Origin of the sequence: Enterobacter sp. MEB024, assembly GCF_030209635.1 — a bacterium.
Classification (GTDB): Bacteria; Pseudomonadota; Gammaproteobacteria; order Enterobacterales; family Enterobacteriaceae; genus Enterobacter; species Enterobacter ludwigii.
Window position 1 is genome coordinate 254,432 of the sequence record NZ_JARVRQ010000015.1, and the last position, 23,764, is coordinate 278,195.

Consider the following 23,764-nt stretch of genomic DNA (forward strand, 5'->3'; position numbering starts at 1 on the left):
AGTTAGCGAGTGGAACTCTCCCAATGCGGGATCGCAATTTTGATGACATCGCGGAAAAGTTTTCGCGCAACATTTATGGCACCACGAAAGGGCAGTTGCGTCAGACGATCCTCTGGCAGGATCTGGACAACATCCTGGCCTCGTTTGAGGGGCAAACGTTGCGCGTGCTGGACGCTGGCGGCGGTGAAGGGCAGACGGCTATCAAAATGGCCCAGCGCGGTCATCACGTAACGCTTTGCGATCTTTCTGCTGAGATGATCGCGCGTGCGACGCGTGCCGCAGAAGAGAAAGGTGTGAGCGACAACATGCATTTTATACAATGCGCCGCTCAGGACATCGCACAGCATTTGGAAACCCAGGTTGATCTGATATTGTTTCATGCAGTGCTGGAGTGGGTTGCCGATCCGCAAAGCGTGTTACGCACCCTGTGGTCGATGTTGCGCCCGGGCGGTACGCTGTCACTGATGTTCTACAATGCTAACGGCTTCCTGATGCACAACATGGTTGCGGGTAACTTCGACTATGTTCAGGTCGGGATGCCAAAAAAGAAAAAACGCACGCTTTCCCCGGATTATCCGCGCGATCCGCAGCAGGTGTATGGCTGGCTGGAAGAGATTGGCTGGCAGATAACCGGGAAAACGGGCGTCAGGGTGTTTCATGATTATCTGCGTGAAAAACACAAACAGCGTGACTGTTTTGACACCTTAACAGAATTGGAAACGCGGTATTGCCGTCAGGAACCTTTTGTCAGTCTTGGCCGCTATATTCACGTCACCGCGCACAAGCCGCAGATGCAAGGATAACCTATGAGTGAATTTTCCCAGACAGTCCCCGAACTGGTTGCCTGGGCCAGGAAAAACGATTTCTCCATCTCGCTGCCGGTAGACAGACTCTCTTTCCTGCTGGCGGTTGCCACGCTGAACGGCGAACGGCTGGATGGTGAAATGAGCGAGGGTGAACTGGTGGATGCGTTCCGCCATGTCAGTGATGCGTTTGAGCAAACCAGCGAAACCATTAGCGTGCGTGCCAACAACGCAATCAACGATATGGTGCGTCAACGTCTGCTGAACCGCTTTACCAGCGAGCAGGCGGAAGGAAACGCCATCTATCGTCTGACGCCACTGGGTATCGGCATCACCGATTACTACATCCGCCAGCGTGAATTTTCCACGCTGCGTCTTTCCATGCAGCTCTCGATTGTGGCGGGTGAACTTAAGCGCGCTGCCGATGCAGCGGATGAAAACGGTGACGAATTCCACTGGCACCGTAACGTCTATGCGCCGCTGAAATATTCGGTGGCAGAGATTTTCGACAGCATCGATCTGACCCAGCGTCTGATGGATGAACAGCAGCAACAGGTAAAAGACGATATCGCGCAGTTGCTGAATAAAGACTGGCGTGCGGCCATCTCCAGCTGTGAAATGTTGCTGTCGGAAACCTCGGGTACGCTGCGTGAACTGCAGGATACGCTGGAAGCGGCAGGGGATAAGCTTCAGGCGAACCTCCTGCGCATCCAGGATGCGACCATGGCCCATGACGATCTGCATTTTATTGACCGTCTGGTGTTCGATCTGCAGAGCAAACTCGATCGTATTATCAGCTGGGGTCAGCAGTCGATTGACCTGTGGATCGGTTATGACCGTCACGTGCATAAATTTATCCGTACCGCGATCGATATGGATAAAAACCGCGTCTTTGCTCAGCGTCTGCGCCAGTCGGTACAGACCTATTTCGATGCGCCATGGGCGCTGACTTACGCCAGCGCCGATCGTCTGCTGGATATGCGCGACGAAGAGATGGCCCTGCGCGATGAAGAAGTGACCGGTGAACTGCCACCGGATCTGGAATATGAAGAGTTCAACGAAATTCGTGAGCAACTTGCGGCGATGATCGAAGAACAGCTCGCTGTCTACAAAACCAGACAGGTGCCGCTGGATCTTGGGCTCGTGGTGCGCGACTATCTGGCGCAATATCCTCGCGCGCGCCACTTCGACATCGCCCGCATCGTGGTAGACCAGGCCGTGCGTCTGGGCGTCGCGCAAGCAGATTTCACCGGGCTGCCGCCGAAGTGGCAGCCGATTAACGATTACGGAGCCAAGGTACAGGCGCATGTCATTGACAAATATTGAACAAGTGATGCCAGTTAAGCTGGCACAGGCGCTGGCGAATCCGTTGTTTCCGGCGCTGGACAGCCAACTGCGTGCCGGTCGTCACATTGGCTTAGACGAGCTGGACAATCACGCCTTTTTGATGGACTTCCAGGAGTACCTGGAGGAGTTTTACGCCCGCTATAACGTGGAGCTTATCCGCGCACCGGAAGGGTTTTTCTACCTGCGTCCACGTTCCACAACCCTGATTCCGCGTTCCGTGCTCTCTGAGCTGGATATGATGGTCGGCAAAATTCTTTGCTACCTCTATCTCAGCCCGGAGCGTCTGGCAAATGAAGGCATCTTCACCCAGCAGGAGCTTTACGACGAGCTGCTGGCGCTGGCGGATGAGAGCAAGCTGCTTAAGCTGGTGAACAACCGCTCCACGGGCTCGGATCTTGACCGCCAGAAATTGCAGGAAAAAGTTCGCTCTTCCCTTAACCGTCTGCGTCGTCTGGGCATGGTCTGGTTTATGGGCCATGACAGCAGCAAATTCCGCATCACGGAATCTGTCTTCCGCTTCGGCGCCGATGTGCGTGCGGGCGACGATGCGCGTGAAGCGCAGCTTCGCATGATCCGCGACGGTGAAGCGATGCCGGTGGAAAACCATTTGCAGCTCGATGATGAGCATGAAGAGAATCTGCCGGATAGCGGGGAGGAAGAGTAATGATTGAACGCGGTAAATTTCGCTCACTAACGCTGATTAACTGGAACGGCTTCTTTGCCCGGACGTTCGATCTGGATGAACTGGTTACGACGCTCTCCGGTGGTAATGGTGCGGGTAAATCCACCACCATGGCGGCGTTTGTTACGGCACTGATCCCCGATCTGACGCTGCTCCATTTCCGTAACACCACCGAAGCGGGGGCGACCAGCGGCTCTCGCGATAAAGGCCTGCACGGCAAACTCAAAGCAGGCGTCTGTTATTCGGTACTGGACGTCATTAACTCCCGACATCAGCGTGTGGTGGTGGGGGTACGTCTGCAGCAGGTCGCAGGCCGTGACCGTAAAGTGGACATTAAACCGTTTGCCATCCAGGGTCTGCCAACCTCCATGCAGCCCACAGCGCTGCTGACGGAAACCCTGAATGAGCGCCAGGCGCGCGTGCTGACGCTGCAGGAGCTGAAAGATAAGCTCGAAACCATCGAAGGCGTGCAGTTCAAGCAGTTCAACTCCATTACGGATTACCACTCCCTGATGTTCGATCTGGGCGTTGTGGCGCGTCGTCTGCGCAGCGCGTCTGACCGTAGCAAATACTACCGTTTGATCGAAGCATCGCTGTACGGTGGTATCTCCAGCGCCATTACCCGCTCCCTGCGCGACTACCTGTTACCGGAAAACAGCGGCGTGCGTAAGGCCTTCCAGGATATGGAAGCTGCGCTGCGTGAAAACCGCATGACGCTCGAAGCCATTCGCGTGACGCAGTCTGACCGTGACCTGTTTAAGCACCTGATTAGCGAGGCCACCAACTACGTGGCGGCGGACTATATGCGTCACGCCAATGAACGTCGTGTCCATCTCGATCAGGCGTTAGAGTACCGCCGCGAGCTGTTTACCTCCCGTAAACAGCTGGTGGCTGAGCAGTATAAGCACGTCGAAATGGCGCGTGAACTGGGCGAGCACAACGGTGCCGAAGGCGATCTGGAAGCCGATTACCAGGCTGCCAGCGATCACCTGAACCTGGTGCAGACCGCCCTGCGTCAGCAAGAGAAGATCGAGCGCTACGAAGCGGATCTCGATGAGCTGCAAATTCGTCTCGAAGAGCAAAATGAAGTGGTGGCGGAAGCTGCCGACATGCAGGAAGAGAACGAAGCACGTGCCGAGGCCGCCGAGCTGGAAGTGGATGAGCTGAAAAATCAGCTGGCCGATTACCAGCAGGCGCTGGACGTGCAGCAGACGCGTGCAATTCAGTATACCCAGGCACTTCAGGCGTTACAGCGTGCAAAAGAGCTGTGTCATCTGCCTGACCTCACCCCGGAAAGCGCTGACCAGTGGCTGGATACCTTCCAGGCCAAAGAGCAGGAAGCGACCGAGAAACTGCTCTCGCTTGAACAGAAGATGAGCGTCGCGCAAACGGCGCACAGTCAGTTTGAGCAAGCGTACCAGCTGGTTGTGGCAATTAACGGCCCGCTTGCGCGTAACGAAGCGTGGGAAGTTGCCCGTGAACTGCTGCGCGACGGTGTGAACCAGCGCCATCTGGCCGAGCAGGTTCAGCCGCTGCGTATGCGCCTGAACGAACTGGAACAGCGTCTTCGCGAACAGCAGGAAGCCGAGCGTATGCTGGCGGAGTTCTGTAAGCGCCAGGGCAAAAATTACGATTTCGACGATCTTGAAGCTCTGCATCAGGAGCTCGAAGCGCGTATTGCTGCGCTTTCCGATTCCGTATCCAACGCCAGTGAACAGCGCATGACGCTGCGCCAGGAGATGGAACAGCTGCAGTCCCGTTCTAAGGTGCTGCTGCAGCGTGCACCAGTCTGGCTGGCTGCCCAAAGCAGCCTGAATCAGCTCAGTGAACAGTGCGGCGAACAGTTTGAGTCCAGCCAGGACGTGACCGAATATCTGCAACAGCTGCTGGAGCGCGAGCGCGAGGCGATTGTTGAGCGCGATGAAGTCGGCGCCCGTAAACGTGAGATCGATGAAGAGATTGAGCGTTTAAGCCAGCCTGGTGGTTCGGAAGATTCACGTCTGAACGCCCTGGCTGAACGTTTTGGCGGCGTGCTGTTGTCCGAAATCTATGACGATGTCGGTCTGGACGATGCGCCGTACTTCTCAGCCCTGTATGGCCCATCACGTAATGCGATTGTGGTCCCGGATCTGTCGCTGATTGCTGACCAGCTGGCAGGACTGGAAGATTGCCCGGAAGACCTCTATTTAATCGAAGGGGACCCGCAGTCGTTCGATGACAGCGTATTCAGCGTCGATGAGCTGGAAAAAGCGGTTGTCGTCAAAATCGCCGATCGTCAGTGGCGTTATTCTCGCTTCCCTGAGCTTCCGCTGTTTGGTCGCGCAGCGCGTGAAAACCGGATTGAAAGTCTGCACGCCGAGCGTGAGACGCTGTCTGAACGTTTTGCGACCCTGTCGTTTGACGTGCAGAAAACCCAGCGTCTTCATCAGGCGTTCAGCCGCTTTATCGGCAGCCATCTGGGCGTGGCGTTTGAAGCTGACCCGGAAGCCGAAATTCGCAAGCTCAACACTCGTCGCGGCGAGCTTGAGCGTGCGATCTCAAACCATGAAAATGACAACCAGCAAAGCCGCGTTCAGTTCGAACAGGCGAAAGAAGGCGTTGCGGCCCTTAACCGCATCCTGCCTCGCCTGAATCTGCTGGCAGATGACACGCTGGCTGACCGCGTGGATGAGATTCAGGAACGTCTGGATGAAGCTCAGGAAGCGGCACGTTTTGTTCAGCAGTACGGTAATCAGCTGGCGAAGCTCGAACCAATGGTCTCCGTGTTGCAGAGCGATCCGGAGCAGTTCGAGCAGTTAAAAGAAGATTACGCCTGGTCGCAGCAGGTGCAGCGCGAAGCGCGCCAGCAGGCGTTTGCCCTGACGGAAGTGGTGCAGCGCCGGGCCCACTTCGGCTACTCCGATTCCGCGGAGATGCTGAGCGGTAATAGCGATCTCAATGAGAAGCTGCGTCAGCGCCTTGAACAGGCTGAAGCGGAACGTACTCGCGCCCGTGATGCGATGCGTAGCCACTCGGCACAGCTGAACCAGTACAATCAGGTCCTGGCCTCGCTGAAAAGCTCCTTCGACACCAAGAAAGAGCTGTTAAACGATCTTCAGAAAGAGTTGCAGGACATTGGCGTCCGTGCTGACAGCGGAGCAGAAGAGCGGGCGCGTATCCGCCGTGATGAACTGCATGCGCAGCTCAGTAATAACCGCGCACGTCGTAATCAGCTGGAAAAAGCGCTGACCTTCTGTGAAGCGGAAATGGATAACCTGACTCGTCGCCTGCGTAAGCTGGAGCGTGATTATCACGAAATGCGTGAGCAGGTCGTGACCGCGAAGGCGGGCTGGTGCGCCGTCATGCGGATGGTGAAAGACAATAACGTTGAACGCCGTCTGCATCGTCGCGAGCTGGCCTATCTCTCTGCGGATGAACTGCGCTCTATGTCGGATAAGGCGCTGGGTGCCTTGCGTCTGGCGGTGGCGGATAACGAACACCTGCGCGATGTGCTGCGTATGTCCGAAGATCCGAAACGCCCTGAGCGTAAGATCCAGTTCTTCGTGGCCGTTTATCAGCACCTGCGTGAGCGTATTCGTCAGGACATCATTCGTACCGACGATCCGGTCGAAGCCATTGAGCAGATGGAAATCGAACTGGGCCGCCTGACGGAAGAGTTGACCTCCCGCGAGCAGAAGCTGGCTATCAGTTCCCGCAGCGTGGCGAATATCATCCGTAAAACCATCCAGCGCGAGCAGAACCGAATTCGCCAGCTGAACCAGGGCTTGCAGAGCGTATCGTTTGGTCAGGTGAACAGCGTGCGTCTGAACGTGAACGTGCGTGAAGCGCACTCGACGCTGCTGGAAGTGTTGTCTGAACAGCACGAACAGCATCAGGATCTGTTCAACAGCAACCGTCTGACCTTCTCCGAAGCGCTGGCGAAACTGTATCAGCGCCTTAATCCGCAGATTGACATGGGGCAACGCACGCCGCAAACCATTGGTGAAGAGCTCCTGGATTACCGTAACTACCTGGAAATGGAAGTGGAGGTTAACCGTGGTTCAGACGGCTGGCTCCGTGCGGAGTCCGGTGCACTCTCTACCGGTGAAGCTATCGGTACCGGGATGTCGATTCTGGTGATGGTGGTCCAGAGCTGGGAAGATGAGGCGCGTCGTCTGCGCGGCAAAGATATCTCCCCATGTCGACTGCTGTTCCTGGATGAAGCTGCGCGTCTTGACGCCCGCTCAATTGCCACGCTGTTTGAACTCTGTGAGCGTCTTGATATGCAGCTCATTATCGCAGCGCCGGAGAACATCAGTCCTGAGAAAGGCACCACGTATAAACTGGTGCGTAAGGTATTCCAGAATACCGAACACGTTCACGTGGTCGGGTTACGCGGTTTTGCCCCACAGCCGCCAGAATCCTTACCGGAAACAACGGCAGACGCGTCCTGAGGCGTTTTCTAACCGTGAGCGGCGCACCAGCGCCGCTTTTTTTTTCGCTTAACTTGTGTTTAAGGCTGCGTTATCTTTAAACTTCTTTACATAAGGTAAGGCAACAGGTTTGCCGTCACCCTATAATAAGAGAAAGCCCCAACGTGATGGGCATGTCGTGAAAACAGGGGGCAAGGGATGTTGCTAAAGAAAAAATGTGGTCGTCAGCTGTCTGCGCTAAGTTTATGCCTGGCAGTGACGTTTGCTCCACTGTTAACCGCTCAGGCCGACGAGCCTGAAATTGTGCCGACTGACAGCACAGCAACGACTGGCACACAGCCAACGTCGCTGTCTCAACCGCTGGAGCAGTCTCCTGCGACGGCCATCATGGCCGGTATTAAACCGTTGCCAGAAGGCATCGACGCGGAATCGCTTCGCCAGCAGTTGCTGTCTGGGCTGCCAGCAGGCTACACGCCTGTCTATACCAGCCAGCTCACGCTGCTCTATGCGGCGCGTGACATGAAACCCATGTGGGAAAACCGCGATGCGGTGCGCGCCTTCCAGCAACAGCTGGCAGAAGTCGCCATTGCAGGGTTCCAGCCGCAGTTCACAAAATGGGTTGAGCTCTTAACCGATCCTGCTGTCACCGGGCAGGCGCGGGACGTGGTGCTTTCCGATGCCATGATGGGGTATCTCCAGTTTGTGGCCGGTATTCCGGTCAATGGTAACCGTTGGTTGTACAGCGATAAGCCTTACAAGCTGGTGACTCCGGCACTGTCGGTAATTAACCAGTGGCAACTGGCACTGGATAGTGGCGATCTGCCGCGCTTTATTGCGAGCCTCGCGCCGGCACATCCGCAATACGCGACCATGCATCAGTCGCTTCTGGAACTGGTCGGGGATTCACGTCCATGGCCGCAGATGCGTGGTACCGCGACGCTGCGTCCTGGACAGTGGAGCAGCGATGTGCCTGCCCTGCGTGAGATCCTCAAACGCTCCGGTATTCTGGATAGCGGGCCTAAAATTGCCCTGCCGGGTGACGATGCGCAAAGCGTCGTTGTCAGCCCGTCAGCCCCGGTGAAAGAGAAAAAAGCCGCCGTTCTGAGTGATAAGCCCGCGGCCTACGATCGGGAGCTGGTTGCAGCGGTTAAGCAGTTTCAGGCTGCTCAGGGGCTGGGTGCTGATGGCGTGATTGGCCAGTCAACGCGCGACTGGCTGAACGTCTCACCTGCGCAGCGGGCAGGGGTGCTGGCGCTCAATATCCAGCGTTTACGCTTGCTGCCAGGGACCCTCTCTACCGGCATCATGGTGAATATTCCGGCGTATTCGCTGGTCTATTACCAGAACGGCAGTGAAGTGCTGGCGTCACGCGTGATTGTGGGACGTCCCGATCGCAAAACGCCGATGATGAGCAGTGCGCTGAACAACGTGGTGGTTAACCCGCCGTGGAACGTACCGCCGACGCTGGCGCGTAAAGACATTCTGCCCAAGGTCTGGAACGATCCGGGTTACCTGGAACGCCATGGCTATACGGTGATGCGCGGCTGGAACAGCAAAGAGGCGATAGACCCCTATATGGTCGACTGGTCAACCATTACCGCGTCTAATCTGCCATTCCGGTTCCAGCAGGCACCCGGTGCACATAACTCGCTCGGACGCTACAAGTTCAATATGCCGAGTTCAGATGCTATCTATCTGCACGATACGCCGAACCACAATCTGTTCCAGAAAGATACCCGCGCGCTGAGTTCAGGCTGTGTGCGTGTCAATAAAGCCTCGGAGCTGGCTAATATGCTGTTGCAGGATGCAGGCTGGAACGATACGCGCATCTCTGACGCCCTGAAGCAGGGGGATACGCGTTACGTTAATATTCGCCATAATATTCCGGTCAATCTTTATTATCTGACGGCGTTTGTGGGTGAGGACGGGCGAACGCAGTATCGTACAGATATTTACAATTATGATCTCACGGCGCGATCCGGCGCACAAATTTTGCCAAAAGCTGAACAATTAATCAGGTAAATGAAGCAGTTCGGGAAAATAGGTTGTCGTAAGTAATGGTGAATACGGGGCTATATGGCTGGAGGCCGCGTATTTACTGGGGTTGGGTGCCTTGACGTAGTCGGCTTTGCCAGTTAAGGTGCCCTTCGTGCGCTAAGCATATTTACGATAAACATTGACCTGTAGACCTGATTATCATGGACAAATTTGACGCTAATCGCCGCAAACTGCTGGCGTTAGGTGGTGTTGCGCTCGGCGCAGCGGCCATCTTGCCGACGCCAGCATTTGCCACCCTCTCGACACCTCGTCCGCGAGTTTTAACGCTCAACAATCTCCACACCGGTGAGTCGTTAAAAGCGGAGTTCTTCGATGGCAGAGGCTATATTCAGGATGAATTAGCAAGACTTAACCATTTTTTCCGTGATTTCCGCGCGAATAAAATAAAAGCCATCGACCCAGGACTGTTTGATCAGTTATTCCGCCTTCAGGGCCTGCTGGGTACCAGCAAGCCAGTGCAGCTTATTTCTGGTTATCGCTCTGTTGATACCAATAATGAACTGCGCGCCCACAGCCGTGGGGTAGCGAAAAAAAGCTATCACACGAAGGGACAGGCAATGGATTTCCATATTGAAGGCGTTTCGTTAGCCAATATTCGCAAAGCTGCGTTATCTATGCGCGCAGGTGGTGTAGGATATTACCCAAGTAGCAACTTTGTGCATATTGATACCGGTCCGGTCCGGCACTGGTAATAACGAAACACAGGAGCAGTATGAACTATCGTATTATTCCGGTTACTGCATTCTCCCAGAATTGTTCATTAATCTGGTGTGAGCAAACCAAACTGGCCGCGCTTGTCGATCCCGGCGGTGACGCTGAGAAAATCAAGCAGGAAGTCGCTGATAGCGGTGTCTCGCTGATGCAGATTTTACTGACGCATGGTCATCTTGATCATGTTGGTGCGGCGGCGGAGCTGGCACAGCACTTCGGTGTGCCTGTGATCGGTCCGGAAAAAGAAGATGAGTTCTGGCTGCAGGGTTTACCAGCCCAGAGCCGCATGTTTGGCCTTGATGAGTGTCTGCCCCTGACGCCCGATCGCTGGCTAAATGAAGGAGAGCGCGTTAACGTAGGGAATGTGACTTTACAGGTGTTGCATTGTCCTGGGCATACGCCAGGCCATATTGTCTTCTTTGATGACCAGTCCCGTCTGCTGATTTCCGGCGATGTGATTTTCAAAGGTGGCGTAGGACGCAGCGATTTTCCACGTGGCGACCACGGACAGCTGATTCAGTCGATTAAACAGAAGTTGTTGCCGCTGGGCGATGATGTGACGTTTATCCCTGGACACGGTCCGATGTCGACGCTGGGTTATGAACGACTCTATAACCCGTTCCTTCAGGACGAAATGCCTGTCTGGTAACCAGAATAAAAAAAAGCCTGCATTACGCAGGCTTTTTTTATGGGGGCAATTTACAGCACGGCGACGATGGCTTCGCACAGCGGCGCCATATTGTCTGGGGTCATGCCTGCAACGTTGACGCGGCCAGACGCCACGGCGTAGACGCCAAACTCTTCACGCAGACGCAGAACCTGTTCTTTGGTCAGGCCGCTGAAAGAGAACATACCGTTCTGCTTAATAATAAAGCTGAAGTCACGGTCAGCGCCTTTCTCCGCAAGGGTGTTCACAAACAGCAGACGCATGCGCTGAATACGCTGACGCATATCGTTCAGCTCTTGTTCCCAGATAGCACGCAGTGCATCGTTGCTCAGGATAGTCGCAACGACAGAGGCACCGTGTGCAGGCGGGTTAGAGTAGTTAGCGCGGATCACGGATTTCATCTGGCTGAATGCACGATCAACGGTTTCAGTGTTCGCCGCAACCAGCGTACAGGCACCGACACGCTCATTGTACAGACCGAAGTTCTTGGAGTAAGAGCTTGCCACGATCAGTTCCTGATGCACGGCAGCAAAAGCGCGCAGGCCTTCCGCATCTTCTTCCAGACCACGGGCGAAGCCCTGGTATGCAAAGTCAAACAGCGGCAGCCAGCCTTTTTCTACGGAGAGCTTCGCCAGCTGTTCCCACTGTTCAAGCGTTGGATCAATACCGGTTGGGTTGTGGCAGCAGCCGTGGAACAGCACCACATCACCCGCCTGAGCCTCATTCAGGCTGGCCAGCAGACCGTCGAAGTCCAGAGAGTGGTTAGCCGCGTCGTAGTAAGCATATTCGCGTACTTCCAGGCCTGCAGAGTTGAATACGCTCTTGTGGTTTGGCCAGCTTGGGTTGCTCACCCAGACACGCTTAACAGAGGTGTTTTTCGCAAGGAAATCCGCCGCGACGCGCAGCGCGCCGGTACCGCCAGGGGTCTGTGCTGTACGCGCACGCTTGTCGCTCACAATTGCACTGCCTTTGCCGAACAGCAGTTCCTGAGTGCAACGACCAAATTCAGGGATACCATCAATACCGAGGTAATTTTTGGTGGTTTCATTTTCCAGCAGATACTGCTCAGCTTTTTTAACGCTGGTCAGCACCGGGGTTTTGCCGGTTTCATCTTTATATACACCAATACCCAGGTTGATTTTACCAGGGCGGTCGTCGGCACGAAACAGATCGGCCAGGCCCAGAATAGGGTCGGCAGGAGCGGCGGTAATGTTCTCAAACATGACGAAGTTCCATTGTGATTACAGAAGTGAAATCCGCTATCAGGTTAACGGTAGATTTACAAAATGCCAACCGTTTGCGACAAAAAGCGTGCGGCTTTTCAAAAGTCGCCATTTTTTGCTATCAGACATAAAAAAACAGGGCCGAAGCCCTGTTCATTAAGCATATAACAAAGTGGTGTACTGATTAGAACTGGTAGGTCACACCCACAGCTGCCATATCGTCGTTGCCGTTCAGACCGCCAACCGCTTTCGCGTAGTCGGTGTCTTTGTCCAGCAGGTTGATGTAGTAGTCAGCCCACACGTTGAAGTTTTTGTTGAAGTAGTAAGTGGTACCCACCTGGATGAATTTAGCCAGGTCTGCATCGCCACCGCTGAAGCCGCCGACGGCAGCCAGGTCTTTACCTTTGGTCTGCACGTAGGAGATGGCTGGACGCAGGCCGAAGTCAAACTGGTACTGAGCAACCACTTCGAAGTTCTGAGTTTTGTTAGCAAAACCAGCATCACCGCTAGAACCGGTACGGGTGGTGTTACGGGTTTCTGCATAGGTGGTTGCCAGGTACAGGTTGTTAGCGTCGTATTTCAGACCAACACCCCATGCTTCAGCTTTGTCACCCTGACCATCAGCCTTCTGGTTCAGAGTACGGTTAGCGTTGCTGTAAGATGCGATTGCACCGAAGCCTTCGCCGAAGTCGTAACCCAGGGAGTAACCTACGCCGTCACCGTTAGAGGTTTTAACGTCAGCACGGTCGTTTTTACCCTGGTACTGTACGCCCATGCTCAGACCGTCAACCAGACCGAAGAAATCGCTGTTACGATAGGTCAGCAGGCCAGTGCCACGGCTGGTCATAAAGTTATCAACGTAGTTACCGCCCCAGGTCATACCTGAGAAGGACGGCGCCATATCGGTGTATGACTCAACGTCATAAACGATACCGTAGTTACGACCATAGTCGATGCTGCCAGCGTCACCCGCTTTCAGGCCCGCGAAAGCCAGACGGTTTTTGTTCGCCTGAGCAGTGTTCTCAGCCTGGTTAGCCATGAAACGGTATTCCCACTGGCCATAACCGGTCAGTTGGTCGTTGATCTGAGTTTCACCTTTGAAACCGATCTGCGCGTAGGTAGCGTCGTTGTTATTCGTGTTATCGCCAGAGGTCACGAAATCGTGCTCGGCGTTAACTTTCCCGTAGAAGTCCAGTTTGTTGCCGTTCTTGTTATAGATTTCTGCAGCGTTAGCTGCACCGGCTACCAGCAGGGCAGGGATTACCACTGCCAGAATATTGCGCTTCATCATTATTTATTACCCTCATTGGTTTTTTTATGACACTCGCCACTGCCGTCAATAAATTCTGTCAATAAATATTTCCGGAACTATTGATGAGAGTTAGGTGTCTTTATGTATCTGACAGGCATCTTTCCATTCATAGAACCGTTTCGCTAGCCTGAAAGTGCTACAATTCTCAAGATTAAGTTACAAAAAGAAATCATGTGTAACTAAATGTGTATTTTTCGGAACTTTGTGAACCACCTCAAATTTCAGCGTCCACTGGCGAATTAAACGGCAGATACTTTGATATCTATATGAAAAGCTTATAATTAATTTAGATAAAGGCAATTCGTATAAACAGAAGCCAAACGGCTCATTTTTTCTTATGACCCGAAAAAGACTTCTGGATGGCTGTAAAACTGGTTGAATTTTGTGCTATTGCTTCAGATTGCAATAAGCGCAATAAGAATAGGGTTTATTTTTTGTGCGTAGATGTTTCGTGGAAACAAAACGTAACAGGTAGTGGTTGTAACGGGGGTGTGGTTTAAAAATGCTGACTTTGCGCTGACGAAAACTGACAATGCAGAATAAAATAATGGCCAGCAATTGCTGGCCATTTGTTATTCAGTCGATTAGAAACTGGCGTTACGCGGTGTGCGTGGGAATGGAATAACGTCACGGACGTTCTGAACACCGGTGACATAGGCGATCAGACGCTCAAAGCCCAGACCAAAACCGGCATGCGGGACGGTACCGTAACGGCGTAAATCGCGATACCAGCTGTAATCCGCAGGATTAAGGCCCATCTCTTCCATGCGTGCGTCCAGTACGTCAAGACGCTCTTCACGCTGAGAACCACCGATGATTTCACCAATGCCCGGTGCCAGGACGTCCATCGCCGCAACGGTTTTACCGTCTTCGTTAAGGCGCATATAGAAGGCCTTAATGTCTTTCGGGTAGTTTTTCACCACAACCGGTGCTTTGAAGTGCTTCTCGGCCAGGTAACGCTCGTGCTCAGACGCCAGGTCAACGCCCCAGTAAACCGGGTTCTCAAACTTCTCACCGCATTTCTCGAGGATGGCCACTGCGTCGGTGTAGTCCACCTGCGCGAAATCTGCTGAGACGAAACGCTCCAGACGTGCGACTGCATCGCTGTCGACACGTTCTGCGAAGAATTTCATGTCGTCAGGACGCTCTTCCAGCACCGCTTTGAAGACATATTTGAGCATCGCTTCTGCCAGACCCGCGACATCATCCAGATCTGCGAACGCCACTTCAGGCTCCAGCATCCAGAATTCCGCCAGGTGACGGCTGGTGTTGGAGTTTTCTGCACGGAAGGTTGGACCAAAGGTGTAGATTTTGGACAGCGCGCAGGCGTAAGTTTCCCCGTTGAGCTGGCCAGAAACCGTCAGGAAGGCCTCTTTACCGAAGAAGTCTTTGTCATAGTCCACTTTACCTTCTGGCGTACGCGGCAGGTTTTCCATGTCCAGCGTAGAGACGCGGAACATTTCACCCGCGCCTTCCGTATCGGACGCGGTGATCAGTGGGGTAGACACCCAGAAATAACCCTGCTCGTCGAAGAAACGATGCAGCGCCTGTGCCAGCGTATGACGCACGCGGGCAACCGCACCAATCAGGTTGGTGCGTGGACGCAGGTGCGCCACTTCACGCAGGTATTCGATGCTGTGACGTTTTGCCGCCATTGGGTAGGTGTCGGGATCTTCAACCCAGCCAGTGACTTCAATGGCTGAGGCCTGAATTTCGAAACTCTGACCCTGACCAGGTGATGCCACAACAACACCGGTTACGATAACGGAACAACCCGTTGTCAGGCGCAGAACGTCATCATTGTAATTGGGCAGAGAATTATTAATGACGGCCTGTACAGGATCAAAGCAGGAACCGTCATAGACGGCAAGGAAGGAGATGCCAGCTTTAGAATCTCGGCGAGTACGCACCCATCCGCGCACGGTGACTTCTTGGTCAACGGCGACACGGCCCTGGAGTACGTCGGCTACAGGCACAACGCTCATAATATTCTCTCTGTTAATAGTCGGAAAAAATAAACACTTGTCCACCCTTACTGGGGGGGATATCTATGTTACCTGGCATCCGCCATCAGACAAGCAGATTTCGCAGTCAAAAGAGAAGAATTAAGAAATAAATTGAGGAGAGGGGAGCCTGAAAGGCTCCCGAAAGCGGTTAACTGGCTTTTTTGATCTGCGGCAGATCGAATGCTTTGCGTAATGCGCGCACAAAGGCTTTGTCATGGCAGATGGTTTTACCGGGGCTATCGGAGAGCTTCGCTACCGGCTTACCGTTACATTCCACCAGTTTTATCACGATGTTCAGAGGTTTTACCTGAGGGATGTCGCAGGTCAGGCGGGTGCCAATCCCAAAGCTCAGGTTAATTCTGGAGGTGAAATGACGATAGAGATCGACCGCTTTCGCCAGATCGAGGTTATCAGAGAAGACCAGCACCTTGCTCATTGGGTCAATGCCCAGTTTTTCGTAATGGGCAATGGCCTTTTCACCCCATTCAACCGGATCCCCGGAATCATGGCGTAATCCCTGATAACGTTCGGCAAATTCAGGGCCAAAATCACGCAGGAACGCGTCCATCGTAATACAGTCGGTAAGCGCGATGCCCAGTTGATTGGGATACTCTTCCAGCCACGCGGCCAGTGCGGCACGCTGGCTGTTTGCCAGGTCCGGGCTTATCTGCTGATGCGCCTGGAACCACTCATGCGCCTGGGTACCCATTGGGGTCAGATCCAGACGACGTGCCAGATCGTAGTTGCTGGTGCCCACGAACCACGGCTCCTGCTGCAGACGCTTCACAATAGCCTGCTGCACTTCGCGAGAGAAACGGCGACGCGTGCCAAAATCCATCAGGCGGAAGCGGGACATATCGAGCCCTTCGGTCAGCGTTGAGAATGCGGCCAGTTTATTTTCCAGCGACGCGACCGCCTGCTCAACGCCGGTTTCCGGCGAACGGTAGCGGTGGGCCAGTTCACTGATCACCGCGAGAAGCGGAACTTCCCACATGATCACTTCACGCCACGGGCCTTCAAGACGAATATCCAACTTGCCGTTATCATTGACCACGGTCACCTGCTCCGGCTTATAGCGGAAGTCGCGCAGCCAGTTCAGGTAGTCAGCTTTAAAGAAGGGCAGGCCAGAGAGCCACTGATATTCGTCGTCCTGCAGCGTCAGATGCTGCATAGCATCGACCTGTTCACGAATGGAGTCTGCGTAGATACCGAGCAAGTCGTCACCACGGCAGCGGAATTCCGCCGCGACATGGACGTCATAGTAATGGTGGAAAACGGCTTGCTGCATATGCAGTTTATACGCGTCGGTATCCAGCAATGTATGCAGAACAGGAGAAGCGAATTGAGTCATAGGTGCGCAGTAGCATCCTCTCACAGGAGCGTTTAGTACAATAAACAACTCCGGAGTATACCTTGTTTAGTGATTTATTGAACCCCGATCACAACATAAGCGCTCTTTATGGTCGAGGGCATTTTGTGCCCCGTGTTATACAAATGTAGCGAAAAAGGTGTTTGTACCTGAAAAGATGAACATTCTGCATAGCGCGTTTTACACAACAGGAATAGACTGGATTCGTTATTCGACAAACGATGCATAAGGTTTTCTATGACACAACAGCCACAAGCCAAATACCGCCACGACTACCGTGCGCCGGATTACCTGATTAGCGATATCGATCTGACTTTTGACCTGGATGCCACTAAAACCGTTGTCACGGCGGTAAGCCAGCTCACGCGCCAGAGCGCGACGGCTGTGCCGCTGCGTCTGGATGGTGAAGACCTGACGCTGGTCTCCGTGCAGATCAATGATCAAGCATGGTCTGACTATAAAATAGAAGGCAACCAGCTGGTTATCGACAACCTGCCGGAACGCTTTACGCTGCGCATCGTGAATGAAATCAGCCCGGCTGCCAACACGGCGCTGGAAGGGCTTTACCAGTCTGGCGTGGCCCTGTGCACCCAGTGTGAGGCCGAAGGTTTCCGCCACATTACCTGGTATCTTGACCGCCCGGACGTGCTGGCACGCTTTACAACGAAAATCATTGCCGATAAAACCCTCTATCCGTTCCTGCTTTCCAACGGCAACCGCGTAGGTGAAGGCGAGCTGGAAAACGGTCGCCACTGGGTACAGTGGCAGGATCCATTCCCGAAACCGTGCTACCTGTTTGCGCTGGTGGCGGGTGATTTCGACGTGCTGCGTGATACGTTCAAAACCCGTTCAGGCCGCGACGTCGCGCTGGAGTTGTTCGTCGACCGCGGCAACCTGGACCGCGCGCCATGGGCGATGACCTCGCTTATCAACTCCATGAAGTGGGATGAAGAGCGCTTTGGCCTCGAGTATGACCTCGACATCTATATGATCGTTGCTGTCGACTTCTTCAACATGGGCGCGATGGAGAATAAAGGTCTTAACGTCTTTAACTCCAAATACGTCCTGGCACGTACCGATACCGCGACCGATAAAGATTACCTGGATATTGAACGCGTCATCGGACACGAGTATTTCCATAACTGGACCGGAAACCGCGTCACCTGCCGTGACTGGTTCCAGCTGAGCCTGAAAGAGGGCCTGACCGTCTTCCGTGACCAGGAGTTCAGTTCGGATCTGGGTTCCCGTGCGGTGAACCGCATTAACAACGTGCGCACCATGCGTGGCCTGCAGTTTGCGGAAGATGCCAGCCCAATGGCACACCCTATCCGTCCCGATAAAGTCATCGAGATGAATAACTTCTACACCCTGACGGTGTACGAAAAAGGGGCGGAAATTATCCGCATGATCCATACCCTGCTGGGTGAAGAGAACTTCCAGAAAGGGATGCAGCTCTACTTCGAGCGTCATGACGGCAGCGCAGCCACCTGCGACGATTTTGTGCAGGCGATGGAGGATGCGTCTAATGTCGATCTTTCCCATTTCCGCCGCTGGTACAGCCAGGCCGGGACGCCGATTGTCACCGTCAAAGACGACTACAACCCGGAAACCGAGCAGTACACCCTGACCATCAGCCAGCGCACACCGCCAACGGCAGAGCAGGAAGAAAAACACCCGCTGCACATTCCGTTCAGTATTGAACTGTATGACAACGAGGGTAATGTGATCCCGCTGCAGAAGGGCGGCCATCCGGTCCACCACGTCCTGAACGTGACCCAGGCGGAACAGACCTTTATCTTTGATAATGTCTATTTCCAGCCGGTTCCCGCGCTGCTGTGTGAATTCTCTGCGCCCGTGAAACTGGAATATAAGTGGAGCGACCAGCAACTGACGTTCCTGATGCGCCATGCGCGCAATGACTTCTCACGCTGGGATGCGGCGCAAAGCCTGCTGGCGACCTACATCAAGCTGAACGTTAATCGTCATCAGCAGGGCCAGCCGCTGTCGCTGCCGGTTCACGTTGCGGATGCATTCCGCGCAGTCCTGCTGGATGAGAAGATTGACCCGGCGCTGGCGGCTGAAATTCTGACGTTGCCATCCGCAGGCGAAATCGCCGAACTGTTCGACATCATCGATCCGATTGCCATTGTGGCGGTGCGTGAAGCGCTGACCCGTACGCTGGCGAACGAGCTTGCGGACGAATTCCTCGCAATCTACAACGCCAATAAGCTTGACGCTTATCGTGTGGAACATGCTGACATCGGTAAACGTTCCCTGCGTAACACCTGCCTGCGTTATCTGGCCTTCGGTGAGCGCGAGCTGGCAAACACGCTGGTGAGCAAGCAGTATCACGAAGCAGACAACATGACCGACGCGCTGGCAGCCCTGGCTGCAAGTGTTGCCGCTGAACTGCCGTGCCGTGATGCGCTGATGCAGGAGTACGATGACAAGTGGCATCAGGATGGTCTGGTGATGGACAAGTGGTTCATCCTGCAGGCCACCAGCCCGGCGGCCGATGCCCTCAGCAATGTACGCAGTCTGCTGAAGCATCGCTCCTTCACCATGAGCAACCCAAACCGCGTGCGTTCCCTGATTGGCGCGTTTGCCAGCAGCAACCCGGCGGCGTTCCATGCGGAAGATGGCAGCGGTTATCAGTTTATGGTGGAAATGTTGACCGAGCTGAACAGCCGTAACCCACAGGTGGCGTCACGCCTGATTGAGCCGCTGATCCGTCTGAAACGCTATGATGCACAGCGCCAGGCGAAAATGCGTGCTGCGCTTGAGCAGCTGAAAGGGCTGGAAAACCTGTCTGGCGATCTGTACGAGAAGATCGCTAAGGCACTGGCCTGATCGAAAGACCCATCCTCCCTCTCCCGGTGGGAGAGGGAGGATGTCAGCCGTGAGCCGTCATTAACGCTCGCTCGCTGACCCCGCGCTTCATCACCCGATTCAGCACTTCCGCCTCCAGCTCTGCCAGTCTTGCCGACCCTACGCGGCGCGGACGCGCAATATCGACCGTGACATCAAGACCGATTTTCCCTTCTTCTATTAGCAGCACGCGGTCTGCCATCGCGACGGCTTCGCTCACGTCGTGCGTCACCAGAAGCACCGTAAAGCCATGCTTTTGCCAGAGTGCGGCAATCAGGTCCTGCATTTCGATTCGCGTCAGGGCGTCGAGCGCGCCGAGTGGCTCATCCAGCAGCAGCAAGCCCGGACGATGTATCAGCGCCCGCGCCAGCGCCACGCGTTGCTTCTGCCCGCCGGAGAGCGCCGCAGGCCATTCACCCGCACGGTTTTCCAGCCCTACGGCGGCCAGCGCCTGGCGGGCTTCATCCCGCCAGTTGCCGTTGAGGCCCAGTCCGACATTATCAATCACCGTTTTCCAGGGCAGCAGGCGCGCGTCCTGAAACATCATGCGGGTATCATCCTGAATAGTGGCCAGCGGTGTCGCGCCTGCCAGAATTTCGCCGCCGTTGGGGGATTCCAGCCCGGCTAAAAGGCGTAACAACGTACTCTTGCCGCCGCCGCTGCGGCCCACAATGGCGACAAATTGTCCGGCAGGAATATGCAGATCCAGCGCGTTGAGAATCGTGTTTTCGCCATAGCGCTTCGTGACACCGTTAAGGAGCAGCGGTGTACCCTGAGTCAGTCGGGCAGTATTCATGCTTTAGCCTCCTGTGAAATATAGGCTGGATTCCAGCGCAGCCAGCTGCGTTCCAGCCACTGGGCGCTGACGTCGGCAAGTTTGCCGAGCAGGGCATAGAGGATAATGGCCACCACCACCACGTCCGTTTGCAGAAATTCGCGGGCGTTCATCGCCAGATAGCCAATCCCTGAGTTTGCAGAGATGGTCTCTGCCACAATCAGCGTCAGCCACATCAGGCCGAGCGCAAAGCGCACGCCGACCATTATGGAGGGCAGGGCGCCCGGCAGGATCACATGCATAAAGAGGGCAAAACCGGACAGGCCGTAACTGCGTGCCATTTCGACCAGTCCGCGATCGATGTTGCGGATCCCATGCCAGGTATTAATGTAAATCGGGAACAGCGTACCCAGCGCGACGAGAAAAATTTTGGCGCTCTCATCAATACCAAACCATAAAATGACCAGCGGGATCAGCGCCAGATGCGGCACATTACGCAGCATCTGAATGGAGGTATCGAGCAGCCGCTCGCCCCAGCGAGAAAGCCCGCTGATCAGACCCAGTACCAGGCCGATGCTTCCGCCAATCGAAAAACCAATTACCGCGCGCCATGAGCTGATGGCCAGATGCTGCCAGAGTTCGCCGCTGACGCTCAGCGACCAGAATGCCTCTATTACGCCCTCCGGAGAGGGCAGAATACGGCTCGACAGCCAGCCGGCAGAGGACGCGAGTTGCCAGACAAGCACAATGCCAACGGGTAAAAACCATGGGGCGGCACGTAGCAACCATTTTTGTGAGGGGGCAGACATGGCAACTCCTTAGCTTTGTGCGGCTCTTCGCGGGATAAACTCGTTAGCCACGGCTTCGCCCTGAAGCTGGAGCTGGCGGGGCTGCGGTACGTCCGGGATGGCGACATCCAGATGCGGGAATAACAGCTCGCCCACTTTGTAGGCCTCTTCCAGGTGCGGATAACCGGAGAGGATAAAACTGTCGATACCCAGGTCCGCGTATTCATTGATCCGCGCAGCCACAGTTGGACCGTCGCCGACCAGCGCGGTACCCGCACCGCCGCGCACCAGGCCGACGCCCGCCCACAGGTTCGGGCTGATCTCCAGATTCTCGCGCTTACCGTTGTGCAATGACGCCATTCTGTGCTGGCCGACGGAGTCGGTTTTCGCAAACGCCGCTTGAGCTTTAGCGATAGTCTCATCATCGAGATGCGCGATCAGCCGGTCGGCCGCCTGCCAGGCTTCTTCATTGGTTTCACGCACAATCACATGCAGGCGAATACCAAAGCGTACCTTGCGACCATGCGCTGCCGCTTTAGCGCGCACCTGGGCAATTTTCTCTTTGACCAGCTCGGGCGGCTCACCCCAGGTGAGGTAGAGATCAACCTGTTCTGCCGCCAGATCCTGCGCCACATCTGATGAGCCGCCGAAGTAAAGAGGAGGGCGCGGCTGCTGCACCGGCGGGAAGTAGAGCCTGGCGTCGCGAACGTGAATATGTTTACCTTCGAAGGTGACGGTTTCCCCCTCCAGCAGACGTCGCCAGACGCGGGTGAACTCGGCGGACGCTTCATAGCGTTCGGTGTGATCGAGGAACACGCCGTCACCCGCCAGCTCCTGCGGATCGCTTCCGGTGACCAGGTTAAACAGGGCCCGGCCGTTAGAGAGCCTGTCGAGCGTTGCCGCCTGGCGCGCCGCGACGGTCGGGGAGACCACGCTCGGACGCAGTGCCACGAGGAACTTCAGGCGTTGGGTCACGGGGATCATCGATGCGGCTACCAGCCACGCATCCTCGCACGAGCGTCCGGTGGGGATCAGTACGCCGGTAAAACCGATTCGGTCGGCTGCCTGCGCAATCTGCTGCAGATAGCCGTGGTCAACCGGGCGTGAACCCTCTTCTGTGCCAAGATAGTGTCCATCACCGTGGGTGGGTAAAAACCAGAAAAGATTCAGACTCATGATTTGGTTCCTTCTTTGCCTGCGGGTTGCCAGATGCGTTCGCGAATATTCACCTGTTTTGGAACAAGGCGATTTTGATAGAAGAGATCTGCGGTTTGCTGCTGCAGCGCAGCGACGTGTGCGTCCACCGGGGTAATGGTGGTCTGTGGACGGTGATCGAGATAGCTCGCGATCACCGGCTCAGGTAAGCCCATGGTTTTCGCCAGCAGGGTAATGCTCTCCTGACGTTGGCTTTGCGTTAGCGCATCCGCCTGAGTAAAGGTGTTGAGAACATCCTGAATAAAAGCGCCATTCTTTTCCGCATACGGGCGCGCGGCGAGGTAGAACGAGCCGGTTTGTTTCAGCGTGGTGCCATCTTTTAATACCCGCACGCCACCCTGCAGTAAAGCTGCGGAGTAGTAGGGATCCCAGATAGCCCATGCGTCGACATTGCCCTGCTGGAAAGCGGCTCGAGCATCAGCCGGCGTCAAATAAACGGGTTGAATGTCGGTGAATTTAAGCCCGGCCTCCTGCAGGGCCCGCAGCAGCAGGTTATGCGAGCTTGAGCCTTTCTGGAATGCAACCTTGTGGCCTTTGAGATCGGCGACCGTCTTAATGGTGCTATTTTCAGGGACCAGAATGACCTCAGCCTTCGGTTTGGCCGGCTCAACGCCGACATAAACCAGGTCGGCCCCCGCCGCCTGCGCGAATATTGGCGGAATATCCCCGGTGCTGCCGAGGTCGATGCTTCCGACATTCAGGGCTTCCAGCATTTGCGGGCCAGCAGGGAACTCAATCCAGGAGAATGTGGTCTTCGGGAAGCGTTTTTCCAGAAGCTGATGGCTTTTGGCCAGCACCATACTGACGCTGCCTTTCTGATAGCCGATGCGTAAATGTTCAGGCGCCGTCTCTGCCGCGTGGGCCAGCGAGGTGAGCGCTAACAGCCCGGCCAGTCCGAGACGGGTTAATCTTTTAAACATGGGCGACTCCCTGTGACGGGTTAAACGCCGGGGCGTGGATATCTCTGCGGTGCAGGGCATGCCAGAAGGTTTCCAGGGCGCTGTCGAGGCGGGTTTGCAGATTCGGCGTGAAGCGAGGCTTGTGTTGATAATCGATAACCTGCGAGTCGTCGGCAAAGACGCCGTGGAGGATCTCCTGCGCTTTTAGCGCATTGAGTACCGGCTTGAGGGCATAATCCACCGCCAGTAAATGGGCCACCGTGCCGCCCGTTGCCAGTGGCAGAACCACTTTGCCGTCCAGCGCACGTTCAGGCAGCAGATCGAGCAGGGTTTTCAGGGCCCCGGAAAACGAAGCTTTATAGATAGGCGTCGCCACGATTAAGCCATCAGCCCCTTTAAGCTGTTCAGTCAGCGTTTGCAGCGCCGGACTGTCAAAACGGGCGTAGAGCAGATCCTCGGGGTCGAAGTTATGCAGATTCCAGTGGCATACTTCCACATCCAGAGCATTGAGCTTTTCACGGGCATATTCCAGCAGCGCGCTGGAGCGAGAGGGGAATCGTGGACTTCCGGCCAGGGTTATGACGCGCATGCATGCTCCTTATAACTAATTGTTTGCTTTTATCTAACAT

General features: G+C 55.0%; 17 protein-coding genes. 8 read left to right on the forward strand and 9 right to left on the reverse strand.

Annotated elements, in window-relative coordinates:
• The first annotated feature begins 23 nt into the window (after nucleotides 1-23).
• The 7 genes from cmoM (at nucleotide 24) to QRN24_RS21030 (ending at nucleotide 10,662) form a co-directional block, all read left to right on the forward strand.
• Nucleotides 24-803 (forward strand): tRNA uridine 5-oxyacetic acid(34) methyltransferase CmoM, encoded by a 780-nt coding sequence (cmoM, locus tag QRN24_RS21000; protein ID WP_032677804.1) that lies wholly within the window; start codon nucleotides 24-26, stop codon nucleotides 801-803.
• 3 nt (nucleotides 804-806) lie between these two features.
• Complete coding sequence (mukF, locus tag QRN24_RS21005; protein ID WP_014169399.1) at nucleotides 807-2,129, forward strand: chromosome partition protein MukF; 1,323 nt, start codon at nucleotides 807-809, stop codon at nucleotides 2,127-2,129.
• Nucleotides 2,110-2,814: a chromosome partition protein MukE gene (mukE, locus tag QRN24_RS21010; RefSeq protein WP_014169400.1), complete on the forward strand. Its 705-nt coding sequence runs from the start codon at nucleotides 2,110-2,112 to the stop codon at nucleotides 2,812-2,814. Before mukF ends, mukE begins: the two co-directional genes overlap by 20 nt.
• Nucleotides 2,814-7,265 carry a chromosome partition protein MukB gene (gene mukB, locus QRN24_RS21015; protein WP_014169401.1) on the forward strand — a complete coding sequence of 1,484 codons (4,452 nt, stop codon included), beginning with the start codon at nucleotides 2,814-2,816 and terminating at the stop codon, nucleotides 7,263-7,265. Before mukE ends, mukB begins: the two co-directional genes overlap by 1 nt.
• Before the next feature lie 177 nt (nucleotides 7,266-7,442).
• Nucleotides 7,443-9,266: a L,D-transpeptidase gene (ldtD, locus tag QRN24_RS21020; protein WP_284943038.1), complete on the forward strand. Its 1,824-nt coding sequence runs from the start codon at nucleotides 7,443-7,445 to the stop codon at nucleotides 9,264-9,266.
• A gap of 176 nt (nucleotides 9,267-9,442) precedes the next feature.
• Nucleotides 9,443-9,994 (forward strand): peptidoglycan L,D-endopeptidase MepK, encoded by a 552-nt coding sequence (gene mepK, locus QRN24_RS21025; RefSeq protein ID WP_014169403.1) that lies wholly within the window; start codon nucleotides 9,443-9,445, stop codon nucleotides 9,992-9,994.
• A gap of 20 nt (nucleotides 9,995-10,014) precedes the next feature.
• Nucleotides 10,015-10,662, forward strand: coding sequence for an MBL fold metallo-hydrolase (locus QRN24_RS21030; protein WP_284943039.1), 648 nt, complete (start codon nucleotides 10,015-10,017; stop codon nucleotides 10,660-10,662).
• Between the two features lie 50 nt (nucleotides 10,663-10,712).
• Here QRN24_RS21030 and aspC read toward each other — a convergent pair whose 3' ends face one another.
• The 4 genes from aspC to pncB all read right to left on the reverse strand — a co-directional run bounded on the left by aspC (nucleotide 10,713) and on the right by pncB (nucleotide 16,572).
• The gene (gene aspC, locus QRN24_RS21035; protein WP_020884809.1) at nucleotides 10,713-11,903 is read right to left on the reverse strand and encodes an aspartate transaminase; all 1,191 of its coding nucleotides are present in this window, start codon (nucleotides 11,901-11,903) and stop codon (nucleotides 10,713-10,715) included.
• Between the two features lie 184 nt (nucleotides 11,904-12,087).
• The gene (locus QRN24_RS21040) at nucleotides 12,088-13,194 is read right to left on the reverse strand and encodes a porin (protein WP_050736580.1); all 1,107 of its coding nucleotides are present in this window, start codon (nucleotides 13,192-13,194) and stop codon (nucleotides 12,088-12,090) included.
• 605 nt (nucleotides 13,195-13,799) lie between these two features.
• Complete coding sequence (gene asnS / locus QRN24_RS21045; protein ID WP_032677806.1) at nucleotides 13,800-15,200, reverse strand: asparagine--tRNA ligase; 1,401 nt, start codon at nucleotides 15,198-15,200, stop codon at nucleotides 13,800-13,802.
• Nucleotides 15,201-15,369: 169 nt separating this feature from the next.
• On the reverse strand, nucleotides 15,370-16,572 hold the full coding sequence (gene pncB / locus QRN24_RS21050; RefSeq protein ID WP_025204545.1) for a nicotinate phosphoribosyltransferase: 1,203 nt from the start codon (nucleotides 16,570-16,572) through the stop codon (nucleotides 15,370-15,372).
• 255 nt (nucleotides 16,573-16,827) lie between these two features.
• Between pncB and pepN the strand changes: the two genes are divergently transcribed.
• A complete protein-coding gene (pepN, locus tag QRN24_RS21055; RefSeq protein ID WP_014169413.1) occupies nucleotides 16,828-19,440 on the forward strand; it encodes an aminopeptidase N in 2,613 nt (870 codons plus the stop codon).
• Between the two features lie 43 nt (nucleotides 19,441-19,483).
• Here pepN and ssuB read toward each other — a convergent pair whose 3' ends face one another.
• The 5 genes from ssuB to ssuE are packed head-to-tail and all read right to left on the reverse strand — an operon-like array spanning nucleotide 19,484 to nucleotide 23,724.
• On the reverse strand, nucleotides 19,484-20,254 hold the full coding sequence (gene ssuB, locus QRN24_RS21060) for an aliphatic sulfonates ABC transporter ATP-binding protein (protein WP_025204544.1): 771 nt from the start codon (nucleotides 20,252-20,254) through the stop codon (nucleotides 19,484-19,486).
• A complete protein-coding gene (gene ssuC / locus QRN24_RS21065; RefSeq protein WP_044866350.1) occupies nucleotides 20,251-21,042 on the reverse strand; it encodes an aliphatic sulfonate ABC transporter permease SsuC in 792 nt (263 codons plus the stop codon). The genes ssuB and ssuC overlap by 4 nt, the downstream gene beginning before the upstream one ends.
• Nucleotides 21,043-21,051: 9 nt before the next feature.
• Nucleotides 21,052-22,197, reverse strand: coding sequence for an FMNH2-dependent alkanesulfonate monooxygenase (gene ssuD / locus QRN24_RS21070; protein WP_014169416.1), 1,146 nt, complete (start codon nucleotides 22,195-22,197; stop codon nucleotides 21,052-21,054).
• The gene (locus tag QRN24_RS21075) at nucleotides 22,194-23,156 is read right to left on the reverse strand and encodes a sulfonate ABC transporter substrate-binding protein (RefSeq protein WP_020884802.1); all 963 of its coding nucleotides are present in this window, start codon (nucleotides 23,154-23,156) and stop codon (nucleotides 22,194-22,196) included. The genes ssuD and QRN24_RS21075 overlap by 4 nt, the downstream gene beginning before the upstream one ends.
• Nucleotides 23,149-23,724, reverse strand: a complete 576-nt coding sequence (gene ssuE / locus QRN24_RS21080) for an NADPH-dependent FMN reductase (RefSeq protein WP_025204542.1) — start codon at nucleotides 23,722-23,724, stop codon at nucleotides 23,149-23,151. The genes QRN24_RS21075 and ssuE overlap by 8 nt, the downstream gene beginning before the upstream one ends.
• Nucleotides 23,725-23,764: the final 40 nt, after the last annotated feature.